We start from the raw sequence: 25,663 nt of genomic DNA on the forward strand, positions 1-25,663 counted from the left end.
GAGTGGTGCGAGGTTTTTGATTGTTGCGAAATAACGGTTTAATCGGCGTGTTTATACAAGCGGCTCAGGCTCAGTCTTGTGGAATCAGGTTCAGGCGGCTCTTGACCACTTTGTGCAGCTGCACTGCCAACGCCTCGGTGGAATAGGGTTTTTGCAGCAGCACAAAGCGTTGCGCTTCTTCCTGGGCGATGCGTGCGTATTCATCGTTGTAGCCTGTGGTCAGTACCACGGGGAGCCACGGGTAGAGGGCTTCGATCGCGTCGAGCAACTCCAGCCCGCTCATGCCTGGCATCGAGATGTCGGAGAACACCACTTGGAAGCTCTCCGGGTTGGGCGCCAGGGCGTCGAGTGCACTGTTGGCATCGGGCACCCACAGCACTTTAAAACCCATTTGCTCCAGAGTCTGCGAGGTGTAGAGGCCGACGTCGGCGTTGTCCTCGACCATCAGCACGCACAAGTCGCAAGCAATCGGGGCGCACTGGTTTTCCGGGGTGGCTGACGTCACGCCCGCCTCGACTTCAGGCAAGTACAAAACAAACTGGCTGCCTTTGCCGCATTCGCTCTGCACCAGGATTTCACCCCCCGATTGTTTGGCAAAACCGTACACCTGTGACAACCCCAAGCCGGTGCCCTGGCCGATGCCCTTGGTGGTGTAGAACGGTTCGAAGATTGCGTCGAGCTTTTCCGGCGCGATGCCTGAACCGGTATCGCTTAGCTCAATGGTCACGTAGTCGGCGACACGTACCGGATGGGCACGCACCGAAGGGAGCCAGTTGGCCGTCGCCACGTTGATCGACAATTGGCCATTGCCAGCCATGGCATCGCGTGCGTTGACCACCATATTCACCAGGGCGGTCTCGAACTGGCTTTCATCGGCGTTGATAAAGCGCGGTTTCTGCGGCACCTCGATAGTGACCTTGATGCGTGAACCGGTCAGGCTGTCCATCATTTCGCCCACCCGTAATACGCTGTCGCCGACGTTGAAGACTTCCGGGCGCAGGGCCTGGCGGCGGGCGAATGTCAGCAGCTGCGCCGTCAGGCGGGCGGCACGGTCCACGGTATTGGCGATGGCTTCCACATACTTGATGCGCCGTACTTCGCTCAGCGAAGGCGTTTTGAGCAAGTCGGCACAGGACTTGATCACTGTCAGCAGGTTATTGAAATCGTGTGCGACGCCGCCGGTGAGTTGGCCAATCGCTTCCAGTTTCTGTGATTGACGCAGGGCGTCTTCCGACAAGCGCAAGGCTTCCTTGGCCTCTTCCTCGGCCTGGATATCACGGCCCACCGCGTGGATGTAGTCGCTGTCGGGCACAGCGGTCCAGGCGATCATGCGGTAGCTGCCATCCTGGTGGCGGTAACGATTCTTGAAGTTGGGAAAGTTCTTGCCATCTCCCAGGCGGCTGACCGCCGATGACGAGACGGCCAGGTCGTCCGGGTGCACCAGGGCCAGCAATTGACTGCCCACCAGGTCGTGTTCGGTGTGACCGAGCATGCGTGTCCAGGCCGGGTTGACGGCAGAGATAACACCGTCGAGCTGAGCGACCAGCATCAGGTCCGGCGACAGACGCCAGATACGGTCGCGATCACGGGTACGCTCCACCACCCGCTGCTCCAGGGATTCATTGAGTTTACGCAGTGACTCTTCGGCTTCACGCAGGGCGGTGATATCACGGGAGACGCAGAGGATCTGCTCCGGCCGGCCGTCGCTGTCCAGGATCGGACTGACCTGCACATGCCACCATTTCAGGTTGCCGGCCAAGGTTTGGGCGGGGCCGATAAAGCTCGCGCTGTCACCGTTTTGGGCAGCCTGCACGGCGGCCTTGGCATCCAGGTTTCCCTGGTCCTGCCAGAAGTCGGGCCAGGGGCAGCCGCGGATGCTGTTGAAGTCGCTGACTTCCATGATTTTCTGGCCACCTTCACTCATGAAGGTGAGGCGGGCGTCCAGGTCCAGGACTTTGATGCAATCGTTGATGCTGGCCAGCACGCGCTCGGTGAACGCTTCGTTTCTACCCAAGCCAGTGGTGGCCAGCTCGCTTGCGCCGCCTTTGATGGGATTGGGCGCGTGACTTGCATCGGGGCCCATCCCGACGGTGCTATTCATTTGAGTTTGGCCGAATGCGTTAAATGGCCTTCATCATGTCATTACGATACCTATCCCACCAGCGACTTGAGCGTGATTACACGGGCGTGTGCTCAATAAACCGCGGGCAGACTTGAAAGAAGAACCGATCAAGGTTCGCCAGACCCCACCAGCATGTGGCCTGACCTGCGACACCAGGTATGAAAACAGCGCCAATGATCTTGGCGGTTCGGTGACTTACCGGTTCTGTTCTGCGCAACACGGCAAAGAGCCGGTTTTTTGGCATGGCTCTTTGCTATTTATTTCGGCTTCAATGCTGTCAATGCCGATGCGTCTTGGTTAAATTGAATACTACTCAGCTTTCAAGACACGGACTGTCATGACTACGCTAACGCCTATCATCGCTACCAATCCCCTCATCGTTCGCGCGGCCACCACGCCGTCGCCGGCCACCGTGGCGAACACTGTCGATGTCTCACCGGTTCGGCCCTCTGCGGTGGTCAGCCTCGGCAATCCAGCGGCTGATGTCGTCGATATCTACTCTCGAGACGGGCAGATGCCCGGCCAGGAAACGGTGCGGGCCTGGGAAAACAGCAGCCAGGATGGAGTGACCAGGGCCATCAACAGCAGCTTTAATTCGATCTCCACGGCCAGTCGCTACAGCGGCCTGGGCGCGGCGTTGGTGGATCAATTCACCCAGGGCGGCGGTGTCGGTATTTCACAGTCCGTGCTCAACACCACGGCTGCCCGGGCCGGGGACGCCGGCGCGATCAAGACCGACCAGACGGTACTGCACAACAAGGCCGACAATCAGGTCAGCCTCAGCATCAAGACCGCCAGCGGCAAGACAGTCACCTTCAGCCTGTCCAGCCAGAAAGATGGCCTGGGTGTGCAGGCCACGGTAGAGGGCGGCGACTTGACGGCTGATGAGCTCAAGGCCGTCGGTCAATTGGGCAGTGCCTTCCAGGCCTCGGTGGACGGGCTGACCGCCGTGCCGCCAAAACTCGATCTGAGCAAGTTGACCCAGTTCGATACCCAGGTGCTGGCTTCCGTCGACCTCAATGCCAACCTGAAGGCCCTGGACGGCAAGGACCTGAGCCTGGCTTTTCATGCCGACAGTCAGAGCCGTACCACACGAATGAGTGGCCCGGCCGGTAACATTGATCTGGCAGTGGACCTCAAAAACGCGACGATCCTTGGCGATGCCAAACAACAAGCCAAGGCGCTGAAAACCTACCTTGCCCAATTTGACCGGGTGCAACAGCGCGGCAGTGCCAATGCGGACTTGATGGCAATATTCAAGGACGCATTCAGCGCCATGAACAGCAACTATCCACAAGGCACGACCGCTCCCGCCGCCTTGAGCAACAACTCAAGCGACAAAGGCCTGTTGACTGGCCTGGCTGACTTCAAAGCCTCGATCCAGCAGGCTGTTGACGCTACCAACCCAATGCGCCCGTCGGAAGTCGATAGCTTTTCCTACAACGTGTCGCAGAAAACCCAGGTCAACGGGCGCAGTACCGCAGATCGTAGCGTTACCCAGCACCAGCAGTCGGCGCTTTCTGCGAACTTCCACACCAGCCTCAACGGTGGCAAACCGCCGGTTTTTGACGGCAACCGTGAATCGCAGAACTACCTGTATGTGCAAGTGCAGGACAAGGCCAGCAGTACGGCGAGCTTCGCCTACAAAGATGGCCAACTGGCCAGCGCGTCTGTCTCGCAAACGGCTGTACAGAACACCCATACGCAGAAATATGTGATGGCCAAGCTGGTAGAGGACACCGTGGTGCCGAAGGAGGGCTCATCCAGGCGCGACTACCTGGCGTTGCTTGAGCACGCGGCCCAGGAAAGCAAAAAATCCAAGGATGCGCTGGAGCAGTCAACGCTAAAGGATGCGTTGGCGAGCCTGCATGACTCGGTGATGCTGCAGGAAGACCCTTCCGTACTGCAGCGCTGACACCGGTTGGAAAACGGGAAACCCCTGCGTCGGGTTTCCCGTTTTTTTTTGCCCGACCGATGCACCTGTGAATGCCAGATTAGGCTTTTGAATCCATTCGATATTCTGTAGCCTTGCGCAGCTTCACCCGTGCTTGATGAACACAATCACTTCGTCCGGCGGCGCCCGAAGGGCTCCAGAGCCGGTGGTACACTCGACTTTCGCGCAACTGCGCCTGCAGGTCTTGCGAACATGACGCAAATTTCCGAACGCCTACTGGTTCAAGCTCACCTCGACGCCAAGCAGCCCAAGGCCCTCAGCGCCGAAGAAGAGGCGAGCCTGCGTGTCGCCATCGCCGCCGAGCTCAAGGCTCAAGACGCGGTGCTGGTTGCCCACTTTTATTGCGACCCGGTGATTCAGGCCCTGGCCGAAGAAACCGGCGGCTGTGTCTCCGATTCCCTGGAAATGGCGCGCTTCGGCGCTGCCCACCCGGCCAAGACCGTATTGGTTGCCGGTGTGCGGTTCATGGGCGAGACCGCCAAAATCCTCACCCCCGAAAAACGCATCCTCATGCCCACCCTGGAAGCCACGTGTTCCCTGGACCTGGGCTGCCCGGTGGATGAGTTTTCGGCATTTTGCGACCAGCATCCCGAGCGCACCGTGGTGGTCTACGCCAACACCTCGGCGGCGGTCAAAGCCCGGGCGGATTGGGTCGTGACCTCCAGCTGCGCACTGGAAATCGTCGAAAGCCTGATGGACAACGGCGAGACAATTATCTGGGGCCCGGACAAGCACTTGGGCACCTACATCCAGCGCCAGACCGGCGCGGATATGTTGCTGTGGGACGGGGCGTGCATCGTCCACGAGGAGTTCAAGTCCAAGCAGCTTGAAGACATGAAGGCGCTGTATCCGGACGCGGCGATTCTGGTACACCCGGAGTCGCCGACCGCGGTGATCGAGCTGGCGGACGCGGTGGGCTCCACCAGCCAGCTGATTGCCGCCGCACAGCGTTTGCCGAACAAGACGTTTATCGTGGCGACCGACCGCGGCATTTTCTACAAGATGCAGCAGTTGTGCCCGGATAAAGTCTTCATCGAAGCGCCTACTGCCGGCAACGGCGCGGCGTGCCGCAGTTGCGCGCACTGCCCGTGGATGGCGATGAACACGCTGGAGCGCACGCTGCAGTGCCTGCGTGAGGGCAGTAATGAGATCTTCGTCGAGCCGTCGGTGATTCCACACGCCGTGCGCCCGTTAAAGCGCATGCTGGACTTCACCCAGGCTGCGCGCTTGAAGCTCGCCGGCAACGCCTGACCCAAGCTGTAAATACGGTCAAAATTGTGGGAGCGGGCTTGCTCGCGAATGCGGTGGTTCAGCCACCAGATATATCAACTGACACTGCGCATTCGCGAGCAAGCCCGCTCCCACATTTGAATCTCCACTATTCAGCGTTTATTTCTTCTGCTTCGGAATCCGCACCAGTTGGGTATCCGAATAAATGTCATGCCAGCTGCGTTTCTGTTTATCAAACAGCGACCAGATAAACCCCAGCCCCACGCACAACCACGACGCAATCGACACCACAAACCGCAACAGCGCCTGCCACAGGCTGATGCGTGAGCCGTCGGCGTTCTGTACGCGCACGCCCCACACCTGCATGCCCAGCGTCTGCCCGGAATGGGTCCAGAATTTGGCAAAAAAACCAAACAATACAAAAAACAAAATCGTCGACAGCAGCGGGTCGCCGTCCAGCGCGCCGGATTCGGTGAGCGTGCGCATCTTGGCTTCGCCGATAAACGCCATCCACACCATCTTGTAGATAAACGCCGTGACGATCAGCAGGGCCGTGCACAACAGAAAGTCATAGAACATCGCTGCCAGACGACGGCCCAGGCCGACGGCGGGAAACTCGCCTTGGGGGCTCAGCAGGGGTTTGGACATGGCAGTTTCTCTTGAGAAAAAAGCCATTTTACGGATAAACGCTTATAAAAAAGCCCCTGATGTCACCATCAGGGGCTTTTTGTCGCAGCAGGGATCAGCCTTCTGCTTGTACTTCGTCAGCCTGCATGCCTTTCTGGCCCTGCACTGCGATGAAAGTCACCTTCTGGCCTTCTTTGAGGCTCTTGAAGCCGTTGCCCTGAATAGCGCGGAAATGGACGAACAGATCCGGACCGCTTTCTGGAGTGATAAAACCAAACCCTTTCTCGTCGTTAAACCACTTGACGGTACCGCTCTGACGATCAGCCATTTTCTTATTTCCTTGACGCTAAAAATTAATGACAGCCCCTTTCACATGAAAGAGTACTGGGCTGGGTTGCAGGAAAGTAAGAGACGTCGAACGGGTTGTAGCAAACTTTGGCTACTGCCCAGGTCCAGGTTCAAAGCGACCCATGCAAACACAGTGAGCAAACTCTACGCCAACTAATGGAGAAAAAACAAGCCCTGGCAAAAGCCCAGCGTTTGCTTGGCTTCATGGCTGTTTGATCAACAATATGGAACCTGCTTATTCGATAGAGTTGATCACTTGTTATCGGTGGGCCCCTATTAGATTGACTATCGCGGATGCACTGTTTTATGGCGGTTGCGTTACAGTTTAGTGCACGTTAACGCAACCGCGTTACTTATAGGAACAGTCAATCAGCCACGATAGTAACGCTGCGGTACAAATGGCATTTTACTTACACGCAGTGGCACCTTTTTCCCACGTACCAACGCAGACACTTCGGTGTCGAGTGCAATAAACGCACTGTCCAGGTAACCCATGGCAAGCGGGCCGCCCAACGTCGGGCCGAAGCCACCGCTGCACACGCTACCGATCACGGTGCCGTGTTCATCGACGATTTCAGCGCCTTCACGCACAGGAGTGCGTTCCTGTGGCAGCAGGCCGACACGCTTGCGGCTCACACCGGCTTGCTGTTGGCTGAAAATGCGCTCGGCACCCGGGAAACCACCGGCACGTGCGCCGTCGGCACGGCGGGCCTTGGAGATCGCCCACAGCAGGCTGGCTTCGATGGGGGTGGTCTCGGTGTTCATGTCGTGGCCGTACAGGCACAGGCCCGCTTCCAGGCGCAGCGAGTCGCGGGCGCCCAGGCCGATGGCTTGCACTTCGGCTTCGGCCAGCAGGCTGCGCGCAAGGCTTTCGGCGTTGGCGGCCGGCACCGAGATTTCAAAACCGTCTTCGCCCGTGTAACCGGAGCGGCTGACGTAGCAGTCCACACCCAACAGGCGCAGGCTGGCGAACTGCATGAATGTCATCTTGGTCACTTCAGGGGCCAGGCGCGCCAGGACCTTCACGGCCGCCGGGCCTTGCAGGGCCAGCAAGGCGCGCTCTTCGAACAGCGGCTCAATGGTGCACTGGTCGCCGATATGTTTGCGCAGGTGCGCCAGGTCCTGGTCCTTGCAGGCGGCGTTGACCACCAGGAACAGTTCGTCGTTACCCAGGTTGGCCACCATCAGGTCGTCGAGAATGCCGCCCTGGTCGTTGGTGAACATGGCGTAGCGCTGCATGCCGACCGGCAGGTCGATGATGTCGACGGGCACCAGCGTTTCCAGGGCTTTGGCGGCATTGGCGCCGGTCAGGCGGATTTGGCCCATGTGGGACACATCGAACAACCCGGCGTGTTCACGGGTGTGCAGGTGTTCTTTCATCACGCCCAGCGGGTATTGCACCGGCATGTCGTAGCCGGCGAAGGGCACCATGCGCGCGCCCAGTTCGAGGTGCAGGGCGTGCAATGGGGTTTTCAACAGGGTTTCGGTGGACATGTTCAGCTCCTGAAAAACGTGCGGACGCGCTTGTAGGCGTCAGCACTCGATAATGTTGACCGCCAAACCGCCACGGGCGGTTTCCTTGTATTTGCTTTTCATATCGGCGCCGGTCTGGCGCATGGTGCGGATGACTTTATCCAGCGAGACGAAGTGCTGCCCGTCACCGCGCAAAGCCATCCGCACCGCATTGATCGCCTTGACCGAGCCCATTGCATTGCGCTCGATGCACGGCACCTGCACCAGCCCGCCAATCGGGTCGCAGGTCAGGCCGAGGTTGTGCTCCATGCCGATCTCGGCGGCGTTTTCCACTTGGGACACGCTGCCGCCCAACACTTCGCACAACGCGCCGGCCGCCATCGAGCAGGCCACGCCGACTTCACCCTGGCAGCCGACTTCGGCCCCGGAGATCGACGCGTTTTCCTTGTACAAAATGCCGATGGCGGCGGCGGTGAGCAGAAAGCGCACCACGCCGTCCTCATTCGCGCCGGGGATAAACCGCATGTAGTAATGCAACACGGCCGGCACAATCCCGGCTGCGCCGTTGGTGGGCGCGGTCACCACGCGGCCGCCATTGGCGTTTTCTTCGTTGACCGCCAGTGCGTACAGGTTGACCCAGTCGAGCACCGACAGCGGATCGCGCAGCGCCGATTCCGGGTTCTTGCACAGCTGGCGATGCAGGGCGGCGGCGCGGCGCTTGACCTTCAAGCCGCCGGGCAAAATCCCTTCGTTGCGACAGCCGGCGTCGACGCAGTCCTGCATCACTTGCCAGATTTTCAATAGACCGGCGCGGGTTTCCGCTTCCGGGCGCCAGGCACTTTCATTGGTCAGCATCACCTGGCTGATCGACAGCCCGTAGGTGGCGCAATGCCCCAGCAAGTCCTTGGCGTGCTTGAAGGGAAAGGTCAGCGGCGTGGTGTCTTCGACAATGCGGTCGGCGCCGGCGGCATCTTCATCCACCACAAACCCGCCGCCGACCGAGTAGTACTCACGGCTGCGAATCTGGATACCCGCCGCATCGAAGGCACGAAAAATCATGCCGTTGGGATGGTAGGCAAGGGGTTTGCGAATCATCGCCAGGTGTTCTTTCTCATTGAACGCAATGCTGTGTTCGCCGAGCAGGTTCAAGCGACCGTCGCTGCGCATTTGCGCGAGGCGTGCAGCCACGGTTTCAGTATTGACGGTGTCCGGGTGTTCGCCTTCCAGGCCCAGTAGCACGGCCTTGTCACTGCCGTGGCCTTTGCCGGTGGCGCCCAGCGATCCATAGAGTTCCACCTTGATGCCGGTGGTGGCGCTCAGCAGGTTATCGCGCTTGAGGCCTTCGACGAATCGGGCGGCAGCGCGCATCGGGCCAACAGTGTGGGAACTGGAGGGGCCGATGCCAATCTTGAACAGGTCGAACACGCTAAGGGACATGGTTGTTCTCCGGTTTCTTATTATTTATCGGATGAACGCGGTCAAAAGTGGAAGCGGGCTTGCTCGCGAAAGCGGAGTGTCAGTTGATACATCCAGTGACTGATCCACCGCATTCGCGAGCAAGCCCGCTCCCACATTTTTGACCGCATCCCTCCAGTCAGATCAGGCGTAGCTCTCGATCGACGGGCACGCACACACCAGGTTGCGATCGCCAAACACGTTGTCGACCCGGCCAACCGGCGGCCAGTACTTGCCTTCGATCAACGACGCAACCGGGTACACCGCTTGTTCACGGCTGTACGGGTGGCTCCATTCGCCCACCAGTTCGGCCGCCGTGTGCGGGGCGTTTTTCAGTGGGTTGTCTTCCTTGTCCAGGGTGCCGTTTTCCACCGCGCGAATTTCCTCGCGGATGGCAATCATCGCGTCACAGAAGCGGTCCAGCTCTTCCTTGGATTCGCTTTCGGTCGGCTCGATCATCAGCGTGCCCGCTACCGGGAACGACATGGTCGGCGCATGGAAGCCGAAGTCGATCAGGCGCTTGGCCACGTCGTCCACGCTGATGCCGCTGCTGTCTTTCAATGGGCGCAGGTCCAGGATGCACTCGTGCGCCACCAGGCCGTTGCTGCCTGTGTACAGCACTGGGTAGTGCTCTTCGAGGCGACGGGAAATGTAGTTGGCATTCAGGATCGCCAGCTGCGAAGCACGCTTGAGGCCCGCGCCGCCCATCATGCTGATGTACATCCAGGTGATCGGCAGGATGCTCGCGCTGCCGAATGGCGCCGCGCACACCGCGCCTTCCTTGCGTTCCATGGCCGCGTGGCCGGGCAGGAATGGCGTGAGGTGGGATTTGACGCCAATCGGGCCAACACCCGGGCCGCCACCGCCGTGAGGAATGCAGAAGGTCTTGTGCAGGTTCAGGTGGGACACGTCGCCGCCGAACTTGCCCGGTGCGCACAGGCCGACCATCGCGTTCATGTTGGCGCCGTCGATGTACACCTGGCCGCCGTTGTCGTGAATGACGCCGCAGATTTCGCGGATGCCTTCTTCGAACACGCCGTGGGTGGACGGGTAGGTGATCATCAGTGCGGCGAGGTGTTCGCGGTGCTCGATGGCCTTGGCGCGCAGGTCTTCGATGTCCACGTTGCCACGTGCGTCGCACGCGGTCACGACCACACGCATGCCGGCCATGTTGGCGGTAGCGGGGTTGGTGCCGTGGGCCGACGATGGGATCAGGCAGATGTCACGGCGTTCTTCGCCACGGCTCTGGTGGTAGGCACGGATGGCCAAAAGGCCGGCGTACTCGCCCTGGGAACCGGCGTTCGGTTGCAGCGAGATTGCGTCATAACCGGTGGCTGCGCAGAGCATGGCTTCCAGCTCGGACGTCAGTTGCAGGTAGCCGGCGCTTTGCTCGGCCGGGGCGAACGGGTGCAGGGCACCGAACTCGGCCCAGGTCACCGGAATCATTTCGCTGGCGGCGTTGAGCTTCATGGTGCACGAGCCCAGCGGGATCATGGTGCGGTCCAGTGCCAGGTCCTTGTCGGCCAGCTTGCGCAGGTAGCGCATCAGCTCGGTTTCCGAGTGATAACGGTTGAACACCGGGTGGCTGAGGATCGGCGATTGGCGCAGCAGCGCGGCCGGCAGGGTGCTGTCGACCTTGGCATTGAAGTCCGGCAGTGTTTTGCCGTCGGCAAAGAGGGTCCACAGGGTTTCGATATCGGCCTGGGTGGTGGTTTCGTCGACCGACAGGCCCAGGCGCTGAGCATCGACCACACGCAGGTTGATGCGCTGGGCGCGGGCCTTGTCGTGCAGGGCGGCCGTGTGGGCGCCAGTGTTGAGGGTCAGGGTGTCGAAGAAGTGTTCCTGCTCGACCTTCAAGCCCAGGGCGGTCAAGCCTTTGGCCAGGATCGCAGTCAGCTGGTGAATGCGCTGGGCGATCTGGGTCAGGCCTTTAGGGCCGTGGTATACGGCGTACATGCTGGCGATGTTGGCCAGCAATACCTGGGCGGTGCAGATGTTGCTGGTGGCTTTCTCGCGGCGGATATGTTGCTCGCGAGTCTGCATGGCCAGGCGCAGGGCCGGCTTGCCGAAACGGTCGACGGACACACCGACCAGACGGCCCGGCATGTCGCGCTTGAACGCATCCTTGGTGGAGAAGTAGGCCGCGTGCGGGCCACCAAAGCCCAGCGGCACGCCGAAGCGTTGCGCGCTGCCGATGGCCACATCGGCGCCGAACTCACCCGGCGGGGTCAGCAGGGTCAGGGCCAGCAGGTCGGCAGCCACGGCCACCAGCGCGTTGGCGGCGTGGAAGCGTTCGGTCAGCTCGCGGTAATCAAACACGTCACCGTTGCTGGCCGGGTATTGCAGCAGGGCGCCGAAGAACGGGCTGACGTCGGTCAGTTCGCGCTCATCGCCCACCACCACGTCAATCCCCAGCGGCTCGGCACGGGTGCGCAGTACGTCTAGGGTTTGTGGGTGGCTGTGCACGGAGGCGAAGAACGCGTTGCTGCCTTTGTTCTTGCTCAGGCGCTTGCAGAAGGTCATGGCTTCGGCGGCGGCGGTGGCTTCATCGAGCAGGGAGGCGTTGGCGATCGGCAGGCCGGTGAGGTCGCTGATCAGGGTCTGGAAGTTCAGCAGCGATTCCAAGCGGCCTTGGGAAATCTCTGGCTGGTACGGGGTGTAGGCGGTGTACCAGGCCGGGTTTTCCAGCAGGTTACGCAGGATCGGCGAAGGCGTGTGGCAGTTGTAGTAGCCCTGGCCGATGTAAGTCTTGAACAGCTGGTTCTTGCCGGCGATGGCCTTGATCTTGGCCAGGGCCTCGGCTTCGCTCAGGCCGTCTTCCAGGCCGAGCACGCTGGTGCCCTTGATGCTTTCCGGGATCACGCTGGCGCTCAGGGCTTCCAGGGAGTCAAAGCCCAGGCTGGCAAGCATGTGCTGCTCGTCTTCCTGGCGCGGGCCGATATGACGGGCGATGAATTCGTTGGCGGTGCTCAAGTTGATAGTCATGGCGCGCTCCTCAGGCTTCAGCGTTGGCTTTGATCAGGCGGTCGTACGCATCCTGATCCAACAGCTTAGCCACTGCATCGGCATCGGCGGGTTTAAAGCGGAAGAACCAACCTTCGCCCATCGGGTCTTCGTTGACCAGCTCGGGGCTGCCATCGAGTTGGACGTTGACTTCGAGGACTTCGCCGTCCAGCGGCATGTAGACGCCACTCGCGGCCTTGACCGATTCAACGGTGGAGGCTTCTGCGCCCTTCTCGTAGGACTGCAACTCCGGCAGTTGCACGAAAACCACATCACCCAACGCGTTCTGCGCGAAAGCGGTGATACCCACGGTGACGCTGCCATCGGCTTCGGCGCGCAGCCATTCGTGATCTTCAGTGAAACGCAACTCGCTCATGGAAACTCCTCAGGGCCAGATTCGTCTGGTGGACGGGATTGGAATAATGGGGAGTTGCTTAGCAATATCGCGGCCAATCTCATTAAATCGTTATAAATCAACTAGTTAATGAAATTGGTTATGAGGTTATGCGTTCTGGCTGTAGCGATTTCGCTACAGCTGGGCGAGCGAAAAAAAGCCTATGTGGATCAAAGCCTTGCATGGCGCGCAAAAAACAGGGTTGTAGCGATATCGTTACGCTGTAGCGCTTTCAGTACAGCGGATGTCGTTCTCAGACCAAACTTTGAATGCAATCCAATGTGGGAGGGGGCTTGCTCCCGATTGCGGTGGTTCAGTCACCCGATGTGTCAGCTGACACAGCGCATTCGCGAGCAAGCCAGCTCCCACATTTAGATCGGGTGCGTTCAGGGCTTGTTGGGGATGCCGTATTTGCGCAGCCGATGGGCAATGGCAGTATGAGAGGTTTGCAAGCGGCTCGCCAGTTGGCGGGTCGAGGGGTAGCTGGCGTAGAGCTTTTCCAGCAGGCTACGCTCGAAGTCTTCCACCGCCTGTTCCAGGCTGTCGACCTCGCCGTCGTTTTGGCGGGCTACCGAGGTGCCGGCGATGTCCAGGTCGCCGATGTCCACCAGGCTGCTTTCGCAGATGGCGGCGGCGCGGAAGATCACGTTCTGCAACTGGCGCACATTGCCCGGCCAGCGGTTGCCCAACAGCGCCGGGTAAGTGCCCGGTGCCAGGCGGCACACGGGGCGCTGGATTTGTGCACAGGCCTGCTGCATGAAGTAGCGGGCGAGCAGCAGAATGTCCTGGCCGCGTTCACGCAGCGGCGGGACTTCGACGTTGAGCACATTGAGTCGGTAGAACAGGTCTTCGCGAAAGGTGCCCTCGCTGACCATCTTTTCCAGGTCGCGGTGGGTGGCGCTGAGAATGCGCACATTGACCTTCACTTCGCGGTCACCGCCCACGCGGCGGAAGCTGCCGTCATTGAGAAACCGCAACAGCTTGGCCTGCAAGTACGGCGACATTTCGCCGATTTCATCCAGGAACACGGTGCCCTGGTTGGCCAGTTCCATCAGCCCAGGTTTGCCACCGCGTTGCGCACCGGTAAAGGCGCCCGGGGCATAACCGAACAGCTCGCTTTCGGCGAGGTTTTCCGGCAATGCCGCGCAGTTCAGGGCCAGGAACGGCGCACTGTGGCGTGCGCTGATGGCATGACAGGCACGCGCCACCAGCTCTTTGCCGGTGCCGGTTTCGCCCTGGATCAACAGCGGGGCATCCAACGCCGCCACCCGTTGCGCACGCGCCTTCAGGGTGCGAATTGCTGGCGACTCGCCCAACAGCGCGTCAAACCCTTCGGCGTGGTCGTGGTGCAGCGCCGACAGTTGTTCGCCGATCCGGTTGGGTGGGTACAGGGTGAGCAGGGCGCCGGCGTCGGTGATCGGCGTGGCGTCGAGCAGCAGGGTCTGGCCATTGACGCTGATCTCGCGCAGAGGCAGGCGAAAGCCTTGCTCCAGCAAGGTGTCCAACAGCGCCGGGTCGTTGAACAGTTCGCTGATGCTTTCCCCGGCCGGCTCGCGGCCGTACAGGGCGATCAGCGCCGGGTTGGCCAGCAGGATCTTGCCCGCGCTGTCCACGGCCAGCACCGGGTCGGTCATGGCGGCCAGCAGGGCATCGAGTTGCAGGTGGCGGCGTTGGCCGGGGAGGATATCCACCACGGTGACCGCTTGCACGCCGTGCACGCTGAACAACGCGTCGCGCAGTTCCTCCAGCACCTCTGCGCTGAGGGTCGGCGCGTCGATGTAGACGTTGGGCGGCACCATCTCCACTGCATCCAGGTTGAGATTGCGCCCACCGAGCAAGGCCAGGACTTCCTGGGTAATGCCGACGCGGTCGATGAAGCTGACGTGGATACGCATGGGGCGGATCTTGATTCTGGAGTGCGGAGGGTGGCCAGTATGCCTTGGCGCTGATGGAGATCAAAATGTGGGAGCGGGCTTGCTCGCGAATACGGTGTGTCAGTCGGCACATAGATGGCTGATACACCGTATTCGCGAGCAAGCCCGCTCCCACATTGAGGGTGTTGTGTCAGTGTAAGCAGGTTACCCCAGGTGTTCCGGTTTGATGGGGTCTCCCGCCTTCACATCCAACTGATGCCGCACATCTTCAAACATCAAATCGTACTGTTTATGCATCGTGCCATTGAGCGTCGCAACCTTCGGCATCCCATAGTTCTGCGCGATTTTCATTGCGTGCCTGGCGAAGTCGAAGGATTGATCCTTGGGCAAGAAGAACTCCTCCTTGAGCTCCTTGCCCTGCACCGAGCCGTGCATCTTGAAGAGCATTCCCTTGCCTTCCTCTGGATCCTGGCTGACTTCGTAGTCGATACACAGGTTGTAGCTGTAGTCGTCCTTGTTGAGCGCGTGGCGTTCGATGTGCAGGTGACCAGGTTCAAAGGTGGCCATAGGCATTTCTCCTCTACTTCACAGGTAACTGATCCCGGGTTTGGCCGTGCTGATGCGTGTGCCGGCGCTGCCCTGGACGATGGCTTCGATGTCCGAGAGTGAACCGATGACGGCGGTTTTGCCAGTCTGGCGGGCGAACTCACACGCCGCTTGCACCTTCGGCCCCATGGAGCCGGCGGCGAAGCCGAGTTTTTCCATTGCGTCGGGGTGAGCCTGGGCGATGGCCTTCTGGGTTGGCTTGCCGAAGTCGATAAAGGCCGCGTTGACGTCGGTGGCGATCACCAGCAGATCGGCGTCCAGTTGCGCGGCTAACAGCGAGGAACACAGGTCTTTGTCGATGACCGCCTCAATGCCGCGCAGTGTGCCGTCTTCGCCATACATCGTTGGAATCCCGCCGCCACCGGCGCAGATCACGATGGCGCTTTTTTCCAGCAACCACTTGATCGGGCGAATTTCGAAGATACGTTTCGGGCGCGGGCTCGCCACCACGCGGCGGTATTTATCGCCATCGGGGGCGATGGCCCAGCCTTTTTCGGCAGCGAGCTTTTCGGCTTCGGCTTTGGTGTACACCGGGCCGATAGGCTTGGTGGGGTTCTTGAAGGCCGGGTCTTTGGGGTCCACTTCCACTTGGGTGAGCAGGGTCGCAAACGGCACTTCGAAGTCCAGCAGGTTGCCCAGTTCCTGTTCGATGATGTAGCCGATCATGCCTTCGGTTTCAGCGCCCAGCACGTCCAGCGGGTAAGGCGAAACCTGGGTGTAGGCCGCTGCCTGCAACGACAGCAGGCCGACTTGCGGGCCATTGCCGTGGGCGATCACCAGCTCGTTGCCGGGGTGGATCTTGGCGATCTGTTCAGTGGCGATTCGGATATTGGCGCGTTGGTTGTCCGCGGTCATGGGTTCACCACGGCGGAGCAGGGCGTTACCGCCCAGTGCAACGACGATACGCATAATAAATGTCCTTCTGAAAATCATCGTTGTGAACACAGGACAAAATGTGGGAGCGGGCTTGCTCGCGAAGACGGTGGATCAGTTGATACAGGTGCTGCCTGACACTGCGCTTTCGCGAGCAAGCCCGCTCCCACATTGACTGTGTTCCGACTGTGGGAGCGGTGTTGGGTTAGATATCCGCGAGCGCCGACACCAGGATCGCCTTGATGGTGTGCATGCGGTTTTCCGCTTGCTCAAACGCGATGTTGGCCGGCGACTCGAACACGTCCTCGGTCACTTCCACACCATTGGCCAGGTTTGGGTAGCGCGCAGCAATGTCCTTGCCGACTTTGGTTTCGCTGTTATGGAACGCCGGCAGGCAGTGCATGAACTTCACGCGAGGGTTGCCCGAGGCCTTCATCATCTTGGCGTTGACCTGGTACGGCAGCAGTTGCTCGATACGCTCGTCCCACGCTTCCACCGGCTCGCCCATCGACACCCAGATATCGGTGTGGATGAAGTCGACGCCTTTGACCGCCTCTTTCGGGTCTTCGGTGATGGTGATGCGTGCGCCGCTTTCGTCGGCAAACGCCTGGCACTGCTTGATGAAATCTTCATGCGGCCACAACGCTTTCGGCGCGCCGATGCGCACGTCCATGCCCAGCTTGGCGCCGATCATCAGCAGCGAATTGCCCATGTTGTAACGCGCGTCGCCCAGGTAGGCGTAGCTGATGTCATGCAGTGGCTTGTCGCTGTGTTCGCGCATGGTCAGGGTGTCGGCGATCATTTGCGTCGGGTGGAATTCGGCGGTGAGGCCGTTGAACACCGGCACGCCGGCGAACTTGGCCAACTCTTCGACGATTTCCTGCTCAAAGCCACGGTACTCGATGGCGTCGAACATCCGGCCCAATACGCGGGCAGTGTCTTTCATGCTTTCTTTGTGGCCGATTTGCGACGACACCGGGTCGATATAGGTGACGTGGGCGCCCTGGTCATGGGCCGCCACTTCGAACGCGCAGCGGGTGCGAGTCGAGGTTTTTTCGAAGATCAGCGCGATGTTTTTGCCCTGCAGGTGCGGACGCTCGGTGCCAGTGTATTTGGCGCGTTTGAGGTCGCGGGACAGGTCCAGCAGGTAGTTGAGCTCGCGAGTGGTGTGGTGCATCAGCGAGAGCAGGCTGCGGTTGCGCATATTAAAAGCCATGATGGATCTCCTTCCCCGACACTGTGAAAGCTACTGCGCTTGGAAATCCTGCGTTAAAAACAGGCTCGGAATACTCATTTACAACCAGTAAACTCCGCTTCCTCGCCTGTTTTTGCCTTGTCATTCCTACGCTCGCTACGCTTTCACAGCGCCGGGTCGTAATAAGTTAAAAGTTAGGTTTAGTAGTCGATTGGATCGCGGATGATCGGGCAGGTCATGCAGTGGCCGCCGCCACGGCCGCGGCCGAGTTCACCGGCGCTGATGGTGATGACTTCCACACCGGCCTTGCGCAGCAGGGTGTTGGTGTAGGTGTTGCGGTCGTAACCGATCACCACGCCAGGCTCCAGGGCCACCACGTTGTTGCCGTCATCCCATTGCTCGCGCTCGGCGGCGAAGCTGTTGCCGCCGGTCTCGACCACACGCAGCGCTTTGAGGTTGAGCGCTGCGGCCACGGTTTCGAGGAAGTTGGTTTTTTCCCGTTGGATATCGATGCCGTGTGGCTTGCTGTCATCAGGGCGCAGGGTGAAGGGAATGATCTGGTTGACCACTTCGGGGAAGATAGTGACCAGGTCGCGGTCGCAGAAGCTGAACACGGTGTCCAGGTGCATCGCGGCGCGGGACTTCGGCAGGCCGGCAACGATCACGCGTTCCACGGCTTTGTTTTTGAACAGGTTGCGTGCCAGTTGACCAATCGCCTGGTGGGACGAACGTTCGCCCATGCCGATCAGCACGACACCATTGCCAATTGGCATGACGTCGCCGCCTTCCAGCGTGGCGGCACCGTGTTCCTGGTCGGGGTCGCCGTACCAGATCTGGAAGTCTGCGTTAGTGAACTCGGGGTGGAATTTGTAGATGGCCGAGGCCAGCAGGGTTTCCTGGCGTCGCGCCGGCCAGTACATCGGGTTCAGCGTCACGCCGCCGTAGATCCAGCAGGTAGTGTCGCGAGTGAACTGCGTGTTCGGCAGCGGCGGCAGAATGAAGCTTGCGTGGCCGAGGAAGTCGCGGAACATCTCGATGGTCTTGCCACCGAAACTGCTCGGCAGGTCATCGGCCGACACGCCGCCAATCAGGAATTCGCTGATTTTGCGCGGCTCCAGGCTGCGCAGCCAGGAGCTGACTTCATCGATCAGACCCAGGCCAACCGTATTCGCGGTGATCTTGCGTTGCAGGATCCAGTCCAGGGCTTCGGGGATGGTGACGATATCGGTCAGCAGGTTGTGCATTTCCAGCACATCAATGTCCCGCTCGCGCATCTTGGTGACGAAGTCGAAATGATCGCGCTTGGCCTGGGCGACCCACAGCACGTCATCGAACAGCAGTTCATCGCAGTTGTTGGGGGTCAGCCGCTGGTGGGCCAAACCTGGGGAGCACACCATGACTTTACGCAGTTTGCCGGCTTCGGAATGTACGCCGTACTTCACTTTTTCCGTGGTCATTACAGATCCTCCAGTGAGAACAATTACAGTGTCAGGAAGCCGGCGTAGAGCCCGTAGGCCGCCACCAGGGCGCCCACGACTACCGCGGCGAATATCAGCTTCTCGACGTTGGTGAAAATCGGTTTGCCCAGTTCATGCTTGGCCTTGGCGAACAGGATCGCGCCAGGCGCGTAGAGCAGGGCGGACAGCAGCAGGTACTTGGTGCCACCGGCGTAGAGCAGCCAGATCGCGTAGATCAGGGCGACGGCGCCGATGAACAGGTCTTTCTTGCGTTCGCGCAGCGCGTTTTCGTAGGTCTCACCGCGCACCGCCAGCAGCAAGGCGTAGGCTGCCGACCACAGGTAGGGCACCAGGATCATCGACGTGGCGAGGTAAATCAGCGACAGGTAAGTGCTGGCGGAAAACAGCGTGATCACCAGGAACACCTGCACCATCGCGTTGGTCAGCCACAGGGCGTTGACCGGCACATGGTTGGCATTTTCCTTACGCAGGAACTCCGGCATGGTGTGGTCCTTGGCGGCGGCGAACATGATTTCCGCGCACAGCAACACCCACGACAGCAGCGCCCCCAGCAGGGAGATGATCAAGCCGACGCTGATCAGCACCGCGCCCCAGTGACCGACTACATGCTCCAGCACGGCGGCCATCGACGGGTTCTGCAATTTGGCCAATTCCGGTTGGGTCATGATCCCCAGGGACAGCACGTTCACCAGCATCAGGAACAGCAGCACGGTGATAAAACCGATGACGGTAGCCTTGCCCACGTCGGAGCGTTTTTCCGCACGGGACGAGAAGATGCTCGCACCTTCGATGCCGATGAATACCCACACGGTAACCAGCATCATGTTGCGCACCTGGTTCATCACACTGCCCAGGTCCGGGTTTTTCACGCCCCAGATATCGGCGGTGAAAATGTCCAGTTTGAACGCGAACACGGCGATCAACACGAACAGCACCAGCGGCACCACCTTGGCGACGGTGGTCACCAGGTTGATGAACGCGGCTTCCTTGATCCCGCGCAGCACCAGAAAGTGCACGGCCCACAGCAACACCGAGGCGCCAATCACCGCCGCAGGCGTGTTGCCTTCGCCGAAGATCGGAAAGAAGTAACCGAGGGTGCTGAACAGCAACACGAAGTACCCGACGTTGCCCAGCCAGGCACTGATCCAGTACCCCCAGGCGGACGAGAAGCCCATGTAGTCGCCGAAGCCGGCCTTGGCATAGGCATACACCCCGCCGTCGAGGTCAGGCTTGCGATTGGCCAGGGTCTGGAACACGAAAGCGAGGGTCAGCATGCCGATGGCGGTAATCACCCAACCGATCAGCACCGCGCCGACATCGGCACTGGCCGCCATATTTTGCGGAAGTGAGAAGATCCCGCCGCCAATCATTGAACCCACGACCAAGGCAACCAGTGCGCCCAGTCGAAGTTTTCCGGGAGATTCAGACATTGCATGACTCCAATGCAGGAGAAGAGAGACCACAGAATAATTCTGTGCGCTGATCAAACAGCTGACTTAGATCACGTCATTGGCACATTTCATTGTGAATTAATGACTTAGGGGGGGAACACTTGAGGGGCACTTTTCTCGGGAAGACGCTTTCTAGAGCGGTCTCTGCGTGATGACTAATGATTTAGTCCGAGTGATGGACGTTTGAAACTAGTCCGTTTTGCAGAATATGCAAACTTTTAAACAACGCGCCGAGAAGCTCGCTAGATAGCGGCCAAAGGCCTGCGTCTTTAAATTGTTAATAAACCTAAACTTTACAAACTTTCATGCCGTTATGTTATGAGCCTGTGGGTTTTATTACCGTCTTAAATAAACGTTGCACTCGCTGAATGAATTAGTTGAGTACACGGTTGTCCGCTCAATTATTGTTTCTATAGGAGTTGTTATGTCTGAATCGGTCGAGAAACTCCGTCTCAGCGCGCTGATCGCCCTGGTGGTGGGCTCAATGATCGGCGGTGGGATTTTCTCCTTGCCACAAAACATGGCCGCGCGCGCCGGAGTGGGCGCCGTGTTGATCGGCTGGGCGATCACTGCCGTCGGCATGTTGACCCTGGCCTTCGTGTTCCAGACGCTGGCAAATCGCAAACCTGAACTGGATGCCGGGGTGTATGCCTACGCCAAAGCCGGTTTTGGCGATTACATGGGTTTCTCGTCCGCCTGGGGGTACTGGATCAGTGCCTGGATGGGCAACGTCGGTTATTTCGTGTTGCTGTTCAGCACCCTGGGTTACTTCTTCCCGGTGTTCGGCCAGGGCAATACGCCGGTCGCTATTGGCTGCGCGTCGCTGTTGTTGTGGGCCGTGCATTTTCTGGTGCTGCGCGGCATCAAGGAGGCGGCGTTCATCAACCAGATCACCACCGTGGCGAAAATCGTGCCGCTGGTGATGTTTGTGGTCATCAGCGCCGTCGCGTTCAAGGCCGATATCTTCACCCGCGATATCTGGGGCTTGGGCAATCCGCAATTCGGCAGCGTGGTTGATCAGGTGCGCAACATGATGCTGGTCACCGTGTTCGTCTTCATCGGCATTGAGGGCGCCAGTGTGTATTCGGCGCGGGCCGAGAAACGCTCGGATGTAGGCCGGGCCACGCTGATCGGGTTTCTTGGGGTGCTGGCGCTGCTGGTACTGGTGAATGTGTTGTCGCTGGGGATCATGAGCCAGCCGGAACTGGCGCAATTGCAGAACCCATCCTTGGCAGGTGTGCTGGAACATATTGTCGGACCTTGGGGCGCGGTGGCGATCAGCATCGGCCTGGCGTTGTCGTTGCTGGGGGCTTTGCTGTCCTGGGCGCTGCTGTGCGCAGAAATTCTTTACGCCACGGCCCATGACAAGACCATGCCGGCCTTCCTGAAAAAGGAAAACGCCAACCAGGTGCCGGCCAACGCGTTGTGGCTGACGAACGTAATGATCCAGGTTTTCCTGGTCATCACGCTGTTTTCCCACAGCACTTACACCAACCTCATCTACCTGGCCTCGTCAATGATTCTGGTGCCCTACCTGTGGTCGGCAGCCTATGCAGTGCTGTTGAGCGGGCGTGGCGAAACCTATGACGGCGCCCCGCGCCAACGCTGCAAGGATTTGCTGGTCAGCCTGATTGCCCTCGGCTACGCGGTATGGCTGCTGTACGCAGGCGGCTTGAAGTACCTGCTGCTCTCGGCACTGCTGTATGCGCCCGGTGTGATTCTATTTGCCCTGGCCAAGCGCGAGCAGGGCCAGCCCTTGTTTACCCACATGGAAAAATGCATTTTCAGTTGCGTGGTCGCGGGCGCGGGGCTGGCGGCGTATGGGCTGTACAGCGGGGTATTGTCGTTGTGAGACTGGCTTATCAGCCACCCTATGACTGGGCGGCGATGGTGGACTTTTTATCCTTGCGGGCAATCAGCGGGTTGGAGATTGTCGAGGCCGGTGTGTATCGGCGCAGCATCAGCGTCGCAGGTTCCCACGGCTGGATCAGTGTTGCGCCGGGGGCCGGGGATTGGCTGGAGGTCGGCGTCGAGTTTCCTGACACCGCCGCGCTTCCCGAGATCGAGCGGCGCGTGAGGGCGATGTTCGATGTGGATGCCCAGCCGCAGTTGATCAATGCGCAACTGGCCGCCGACCCGTTAATGGCGCAGCTTGTTGCTGGCCGTCCTGGCCTGCGCGTGCCGGGTGCGTGGGACGGTCTGGAACTGGCGATTCGTGCCGTGCTGGGGCAACAGATCACGGTGGTGGCGGCCATTCGCCTGGCGGGTAAATTGGTGGCGCAGTATGGCCAGCCGTTGCACACGCCACACGCCGGTATCACCCATGTTTTCCCGACGCCCGACGTCTTGGCAGCGGCGGACCTGGCGACGTTGGGCATGCCCAAGGCTCGGGGTCGCACCTTATCGGGTGTCGTCCAGGCTTTATTGGATGACCCGCAGTTATTTGAGCCCAAAGCCAGCCTCAAGGAGGGCGTGGCGCGGCTGGTGGCGTTGCCGGGAATCGGCGACTGGACTGCGCAGTACATCGCCATGCGCCAGTTGCGCGAGCCGGATGCGTTTGCCTCGGGGGATATCGGATTGATCAATGCGCTGGCGGCGTTGGAAGGTGGGCCGGTAACCGCGCGCGCGTTGTTGGCGCGGGCTGAGGCGTGGCGGCCTTTGCGGGCGTATGCCGCGCAGCATTTGTGGACGTCGTTGAGTCGGGCGGATTGATAGCGTCTGCCAGGGCCTCTTCGCGAGCAAGCCCGCTCCCACATTTTGACCGTATTCCAAAGGATGTACTCGGTAAAGTGTGGGAGCGGGCTTGCTCGCGAAAGCGGTTTTCAAATCACCACTGCGGCCGGTGCGACCCCAATTCCCCCGCTGGCAAATCCCACTGCAAAGGCGTGCCACTGATGGTCACCGGCGCGAGCAAACGATGGGCCTGGCCCCAGGCCGTTTGCTCCACCAACACACCCTGATCGCCCGCGTCTTCAGCCCGTAACGCCGGTTGCTCCGGCACTTGCCCGGCCTCCACCAACAGCTTCGCGGTGCGTGCCAACGACAACCGCGCCGAACCGCCACGCCCGGTTTTCAAGCGCTCGCTTAGCGCCTGAATCGCACTGGCCGCCATCAAATACCCGGTGGCGTGATCCAGCGCCTGCAACGGCAGCGGTACCGGTTTATCCGACTGTTTCCAGGCCATGCCTGCGTCAGCAATCCCGCTGCTCATCTGCACCAGGCTGTCGAAGCCGCGACGATTACGCCACGGGCCGCTCCAGCCGTAGGCATTGAGGCTTACGTCGATCAAGCCGGGGGCGAGGGTTTGCAGGTCATCGGCGCAGTAGCCGAGTTGCTCGAGGGCATCGGCGCGGTAGCCGTGGAACAGGATGTCGGCCTCTTTGAGCAGGCTTTCGAAAATCTGCCGGTCCTGGGGGCTTTTCAGGTCCAGGCGAGCGCAGCGTTTGCCCAAGGTCATTTCCGGCACCACGCCCGGCTCGTTCCAGCTGGGTGAGTCGATGCGCAGGACATCGGCGCCAAGGCCGGCGAGGAAACGACTGGCCACGGGGCCGGCCAGTACGCGGGTCAGGTCCAGCACCTTGATGCCGGCCAACGGCCGCGCCACGGAACCGAGCCAGGGTTTGTCGGCCGTGGCATCGAAGGTCCTGCGCTGCACCAGGTCCTGCGCATTGACCGCCAACCCCTGCGGATGGGTTTGCCAGGCTTGCCACGAACGCATCTGCGCTGCGCAGCCGCCTTCATCGACAATCGCCTGTTCCAGTTCTGCTGCGTTCCACGTCGCGACGTGGCTGGCCATCTCGGCACGGTCATTGACCTTGCCGAGTACGCGCTCGGCGGCCGCGCGGTGATGGGGCGCATTGGTGTGTAAACGAATCCAGCCATCGGCGCAGGCATAGTCGCCGGCGACCGGGTCCCACAGCGGCGGTACTTGCCAACCCACCGGGCGAATCGAGGACGAGAACCAGAAGGAGGCTAGGCGCCGGTCCACGCTGACGCTGGGCAAGCGCCCGGTCTGCTGCTGAATAAGTTGGGCGACGGCTTGGCCGGCGGCACCGAGACTGGCGGCCGCCAGTTCGGTCACGGCGAAAGTCGAGGGCAGGGCGCCGGCTTCGGTAAAGGTCAGCGCGACTTGCGGTAAATCGAGTGCGGCTTGGATGGGAGTCAGCAGGTCAGTCATCAAAGGCCCTCCGTAAGAGAAGGGCCACTATAGAAGATCCTCACACGGGTGTGACAACTCCGGGCACCAGTGGCAGGTCGATGCTGGCGATAAAACCGCCGTCGGGGTGATTGGCCAGGATCAGGCTGCCACCATGGCGCTCTGCTGCGCGCCGCGCAATCGCCAGGCCCAGGCCGTGGCCTTGGGCCGTCTGGCCGGGCGCGCGGTAGAACGGTTCGCCGAGTTGGCTCAGGTGTTCGGCGTCAACACCTTGGCCATGGTCGCGCACGCTGATCAGAATGCGCTCGCCCTGGCGTTGGGCCTTCAACTCAATCGGCTGGCCTGGCGGGTTGAAACGTTGGGCGTTGCGCAGCAAGTTATCCACTGCGCGTTCGATCATGGTCGGCCAGCCCTTAAGGTGCAGCTCGTTGTCAGCCGACAGCTGCACCACTTGGTCCGGGGCACCGAGTTGGGCGTCTTTTTGCAGGGTTTTGAGCAGCGGGTTGAGGTCCACCTCTTCCGCACTGGCGTTGTCGGCATCGACGCGGGCCAATACCAGAATTTCGCTGATCAGCGCTTCCAGGCGGTCGCATTCGCGGGTCAGGCGCGGCCAGAGTCTTTCCCGTTCTTCGGGGCTGGCGCGTTCGGCCAGGGCCAGGGCGATGCGCAAGCGGGCCAGGGGCGAGCGCAGTTCGTGGGACACGTCCCGCAGCAACTGGCGCTGGCTGCCGATCAGGCTTTGCAGGCGCGCGCCCATGCGGTTGAAGTCAGTGGCCAGCACGCCGAACTCATCGCGCCGGTTAGCCAGCTGCGCCAGGCTGTTCTGCTGGTAGGTGGCTTGGCCAAGGTCATGCACCGCGCCGCGCAGTCGGCTGAGCGGGCGGGTAATGGACAGCGTCACCAGCAAACTGAACAGTGTCAGCACCACCAGCGCAATCGCCAGCGCGCTCAAGGGCCAGGTCAGGCTGCTGCGGTGCCATTCGTCGAGTTCCGGGTGCGGAATGCGATAGATCAGCAGGTAGGTGTCGCCGGTTTTTTCACTGGTGTACTCGGCGGTCAGCCGGCGCCAGGGCAGGTGGCCGTCCTTGCTGTCATTCTGCCGAGCTTCGAAGGCGGCGGCGCGCTTCGGGAAGGTGCCACGCACTACCGGCTCGCCGCTTTCATTCAGCACTTGCACGTCGATGTGATACTGGCGCTTGCGCTGTTGCAGTAAGTCCTGGGCGGCGTCTTCGCCTTGCGCTTCGTAGAGTTGGGTCCACTCTTGCGCCAGGTTGTTGAGGCCGGGGTGGCGGCTGAGAATCCAGGCGTCCTGGTTGAGCATATGCCCAAGCAGGATCGACAACCCGGCAACCAAGGCGATGGCCAGCCAGAAACTGGCCAGGATGCGCCAGAACAATGAACGCACAGGAAACCCTCAAACAGGA

General features: G+C 60.5%; 20 protein-coding genes. 5 read left to right on the forward strand and 15 right to left on the reverse strand.

What is annotated here, in order from left to right:
- Positions 1-70: 70 nt before the first annotated feature.
- Positions 71-2,101: a PAS domain-containing protein gene (locus ACLBW8_RS21610; protein WP_447806257.1), complete on the reverse strand. Its 2,031-nt coding sequence runs from the start codon at positions 2,099-2,101 to the stop codon at positions 71-73.
- A gap of 112 nt (positions 2,102-2,213) precedes the next feature.
- On the opposite strand from ACLBW8_RS21610, the gene ACLBW8_RS21615 reads away from it, so the two are divergent.
- The 3 genes from ACLBW8_RS21615 to nadA all read left to right on the forward strand — a co-directional run bounded on the left by ACLBW8_RS21615 (position 2,214) and on the right by nadA (position 5,327).
- Positions 2,214-2,423, forward strand: a complete 210-nt coding sequence (locus tag ACLBW8_RS21615) for a hypothetical protein (protein ID WP_447806258.1) — start codon at positions 2,214-2,216, stop codon at positions 2,421-2,423.
- Between the two features lie 213 nt (positions 2,424-2,636).
- Positions 2,637-4,037 carry a lactate dehydrogenase gene (locus tag ACLBW8_RS21620; RefSeq protein WP_447806291.1) on the forward strand — a complete coding sequence of 467 codons (1,401 nt, stop codon included), beginning with the start codon at positions 2,637-2,639 and terminating at the stop codon, positions 4,035-4,037.
- A 231-nt stretch (positions 4,038-4,268) separates the two neighbouring features.
- Complete coding sequence (nadA, locus tag ACLBW8_RS21625) at positions 4,269-5,327, forward strand: quinolinate synthase NadA (RefSeq protein WP_064453913.1); 1,059 nt, start codon at positions 4,269-4,271, stop codon at positions 5,325-5,327.
- Between the two features lie 138 nt (positions 5,328-5,465).
- Here the strand turns inward: nadA and ACLBW8_RS21630 are convergent, their stop codons facing one another.
- The 12 genes from ACLBW8_RS21630 to arcD (ACLBW8_RS21685) all read right to left on the reverse strand — a co-directional run bounded on the left by ACLBW8_RS21630 (position 5,466) and on the right by arcD (ACLBW8_RS21685) (position 20,062).
- Positions 5,466-5,954 (reverse strand): RDD family protein, encoded by a 489-nt coding sequence (locus ACLBW8_RS21630; protein ID WP_064453912.1) that lies wholly within the window; start codon positions 5,952-5,954, stop codon positions 5,466-5,468.
- Positions 5,955-6,048: 94 nt separating this feature from the next.
- Positions 6,049-6,261, reverse strand: a complete 213-nt coding sequence (locus tag ACLBW8_RS21635) for a cold-shock protein (RefSeq protein ID WP_003220045.1) — start codon at positions 6,259-6,261, stop codon at positions 6,049-6,051.
- Positions 6,262-6,650: 389 nt separating this feature from the next.
- The gene (gcvT, locus tag ACLBW8_RS21640) at positions 6,651-7,775 is read right to left on the reverse strand and encodes a glycine cleavage system aminomethyltransferase GcvT (RefSeq protein WP_064453911.1); all 1,125 of its coding nucleotides are present in this window, start codon (positions 7,773-7,775) and stop codon (positions 6,651-6,653) included.
- Between the two features lie 39 nt (positions 7,776-7,814).
- A complete protein-coding gene (locus ACLBW8_RS21645) occupies positions 7,815-9,191 on the reverse strand; it encodes an L-serine ammonia-lyase (RefSeq protein ID WP_064453910.1) in 1,377 nt (458 codons plus the stop codon).
- Positions 9,192-9,353: 162 nt separating this feature from the next.
- Entirely contained in the window at positions 9,354-12,194 is a 2,841-nt protein-coding gene (gene gcvP, locus ACLBW8_RS21650) for an aminomethyl-transferring glycine dehydrogenase (RefSeq protein ID WP_447806259.1), read from the reverse strand.
- A gap of 10 nt (positions 12,195-12,204) precedes the next feature.
- The gene (gcvH, locus tag ACLBW8_RS21655) at positions 12,205-12,588 is read right to left on the reverse strand and encodes a glycine cleavage system protein GcvH (RefSeq protein ID WP_407016256.1); all 384 of its coding nucleotides are present in this window, start codon (positions 12,586-12,588) and stop codon (positions 12,205-12,207) included.
- 404 nt (positions 12,589-12,992) lie between these two features.
- On the reverse strand, positions 12,993-14,501 hold the full coding sequence (locus ACLBW8_RS21660; protein WP_432750992.1) for a sigma-54-dependent transcriptional regulator: 1,509 nt from the start codon (positions 14,499-14,501) through the stop codon (positions 12,993-12,995).
- A gap of 183 nt (positions 14,502-14,684) precedes the next feature.
- Positions 14,685-15,047: a DUF5064 family protein gene (locus ACLBW8_RS21665; RefSeq protein ID WP_064453906.1), complete on the reverse strand. Its 363-nt coding sequence runs from the start codon at positions 15,045-15,047 to the stop codon at positions 14,685-14,687.
- An 18-nt stretch (positions 15,048-15,065) separates the two neighbouring features.
- Positions 15,066-15,995: a carbamate kinase gene (gene arcC / locus ACLBW8_RS21670; protein WP_064453905.1), complete on the reverse strand. Its 930-nt coding sequence runs from the start codon at positions 15,993-15,995 to the stop codon at positions 15,066-15,068.
- Between the two features lie 169 nt (positions 15,996-16,164).
- Positions 16,165-17,175: an ornithine carbamoyltransferase gene (locus ACLBW8_RS21675; protein WP_447806260.1), complete on the reverse strand. Its 1,011-nt coding sequence runs from the start codon at positions 17,173-17,175 to the stop codon at positions 16,165-16,167.
- A gap of 179 nt (positions 17,176-17,354) precedes the next feature.
- Positions 17,355-18,611, reverse strand: coding sequence for an arginine deiminase (gene arcA / locus ACLBW8_RS21680; RefSeq protein ID WP_064453903.1), 1,257 nt, complete (start codon positions 18,609-18,611; stop codon positions 17,355-17,357).
- Between the two features lie 23 nt (positions 18,612-18,634).
- Complete coding sequence (gene arcD, locus ACLBW8_RS21685; RefSeq protein ID WP_064453902.1) at positions 18,635-20,062, reverse strand: arginine-ornithine antiporter; 1,428 nt, start codon at positions 20,060-20,062, stop codon at positions 18,635-18,637.
- A 445-nt stretch (positions 20,063-20,507) separates the two neighbouring features.
- Here arcD (ACLBW8_RS21685) and arcD (ACLBW8_RS21690) point away from each other — a divergent pair, with 445 nt between their 5' ends.
- Entirely contained in the window at positions 20,508-21,935 is a 1,428-nt protein-coding gene (gene arcD / locus ACLBW8_RS21690; RefSeq protein WP_447806261.1) for an arginine-ornithine antiporter, read from the forward strand.
- Positions 21,932-22,795 carry a DNA-3-methyladenine glycosylase family protein gene (locus ACLBW8_RS21695; protein ID WP_447806262.1) on the forward strand — a complete coding sequence of 288 codons (864 nt, stop codon included), beginning with the start codon at positions 21,932-21,934 and terminating at the stop codon, positions 22,793-22,795. Before arcD (ACLBW8_RS21690) ends, ACLBW8_RS21695 begins: the two co-directional genes overlap by 4 nt.
- A gap of 115 nt (positions 22,796-22,910) precedes the next feature.
- Here the strand turns inward: ACLBW8_RS21695 and ACLBW8_RS21700 are convergent, their stop codons facing one another.
- Complete coding sequence (locus tag ACLBW8_RS21700; RefSeq protein ID WP_447806263.1) at positions 22,911-24,260, reverse strand: CoA transferase; 1,350 nt, start codon at positions 24,258-24,260, stop codon at positions 22,911-22,913.
- Between the two features lie 40 nt (positions 24,261-24,300).
- A complete protein-coding gene (locus ACLBW8_RS21705) occupies positions 24,301-25,644 on the reverse strand; it encodes a sensor histidine kinase (RefSeq protein WP_447806264.1) in 1,344 nt (447 codons plus the stop codon).
- Between the last annotated feature and the right edge of the window lie 19 nt (positions 25,645-25,663).

Source organism: Pseudomonas sp. M5A4_2d (genome assembly GCF_053345295.1).

What these genes read in the sequence shown, in the direction of transcription:
- ACLBW8_RS21610 (WP_447806257.1), bottom strand. Translation starts at nt 2,101, where the DNA reads ATGAATAGCACCGTCGGGATGGGCCCCGATGCAAGTCACGCGCCCAAT.
- ACLBW8_RS21620 (WP_447806291.1), top strand. Translation starts at nt 2,637, where the DNA reads ATGCCCGGCCAGGAAACGGTGCGGGCCTGGGAAAACAGCAGCCAGGAT.
- nadA (WP_064453913.1), top strand. Translation starts at nt 4,269, where the DNA reads ATGACGCAAATTTCCGAACGCCTACTGGTTCAAGCTCACCTCGACGCC.
- ACLBW8_RS21630 (WP_064453912.1), bottom strand. Translation starts at nt 5,954, where the DNA reads ATGTCCAAACCCCTGCTGAGCCCCCAAGGCGAGTTTCCCGCCGTCGGC.
- ACLBW8_RS21635 (WP_003220045.1), bottom strand. Translation starts at nt 6,261, where the DNA reads ATGGCTGATCGTCAGAGCGGTACCGTCAAGTGGTTTAACGACGAGAAA.
- gcvT (WP_064453911.1), bottom strand. Translation starts at nt 7,775, where the DNA reads ATGTCCACCGAAACCCTGTTGAAAACCCCATTGCACGCCCTGCACCTC.
- ACLBW8_RS21645 (WP_064453910.1), bottom strand. Translation starts at nt 9,191, where the DNA reads ATGTCCCTTAGCGTGTTCGACCTGTTCAAGATTGGCATCGGCCCCTCC.
- gcvP (WP_447806259.1), bottom strand. Translation starts at nt 12,194, where the DNA reads ATGACTATCAACTTGAGCACCGCCAACGAATTCATCGCCCGTCATATC.
- gcvH (WP_407016256.1), bottom strand. Translation starts at nt 12,588, where the DNA reads ATGAGCGAGTTGCGTTTCACTGAAGATCACGAATGGCTGCGCGCCGAA.
- ACLBW8_RS21660 (WP_432750992.1), bottom strand. Translation starts at nt 14,501, where the DNA reads ATGCGTATCCACGTCAGCTTCATCGACCGCGTCGGCATTACCCAGGAA.
- ACLBW8_RS21665 (WP_064453906.1), bottom strand. Translation starts at nt 15,047, where the DNA reads ATGGCCACCTTTGAACCTGGTCACCTGCACATCGAACGCCACGCGCTC.
- arcC (WP_064453905.1), bottom strand. Translation starts at nt 15,995, where the DNA reads ATGCGTATCGTCGTTGCACTGGGCGGTAACGCCCTGCTCCGCCGTGGT.
- ACLBW8_RS21675 (WP_447806260.1), bottom strand. Translation starts at nt 17,175, where the DNA reads ATGGCTTTTAATATGCGCAACCGCAGCCTGCTCTCGCTGATGCACCAC.
- arcA (WP_064453903.1), bottom strand. Translation starts at nt 18,611, where the DNA reads ATGACCACGGAAAAAGTGAAGTACGGCGTACATTCCGAAGCCGGCAAA.
- arcD (WP_064453902.1), bottom strand. Translation starts at nt 20,062, where the DNA reads ATGTCTGAATCTCCCGGAAAACTTCGACTGGGCGCACTGGTTGCCTTG.
- arcD (WP_447806261.1), top strand. Translation starts at nt 20,508, where the DNA reads ATGTCTGAATCGGTCGAGAAACTCCGTCTCAGCGCGCTGATCGCCCTG.
- ACLBW8_RS21700 (WP_447806263.1), bottom strand. Translation starts at nt 24,260, where the DNA reads ATGACTGACCTGCTGACTCCCATCCAAGCCGCACTCGATTTACCGCAA.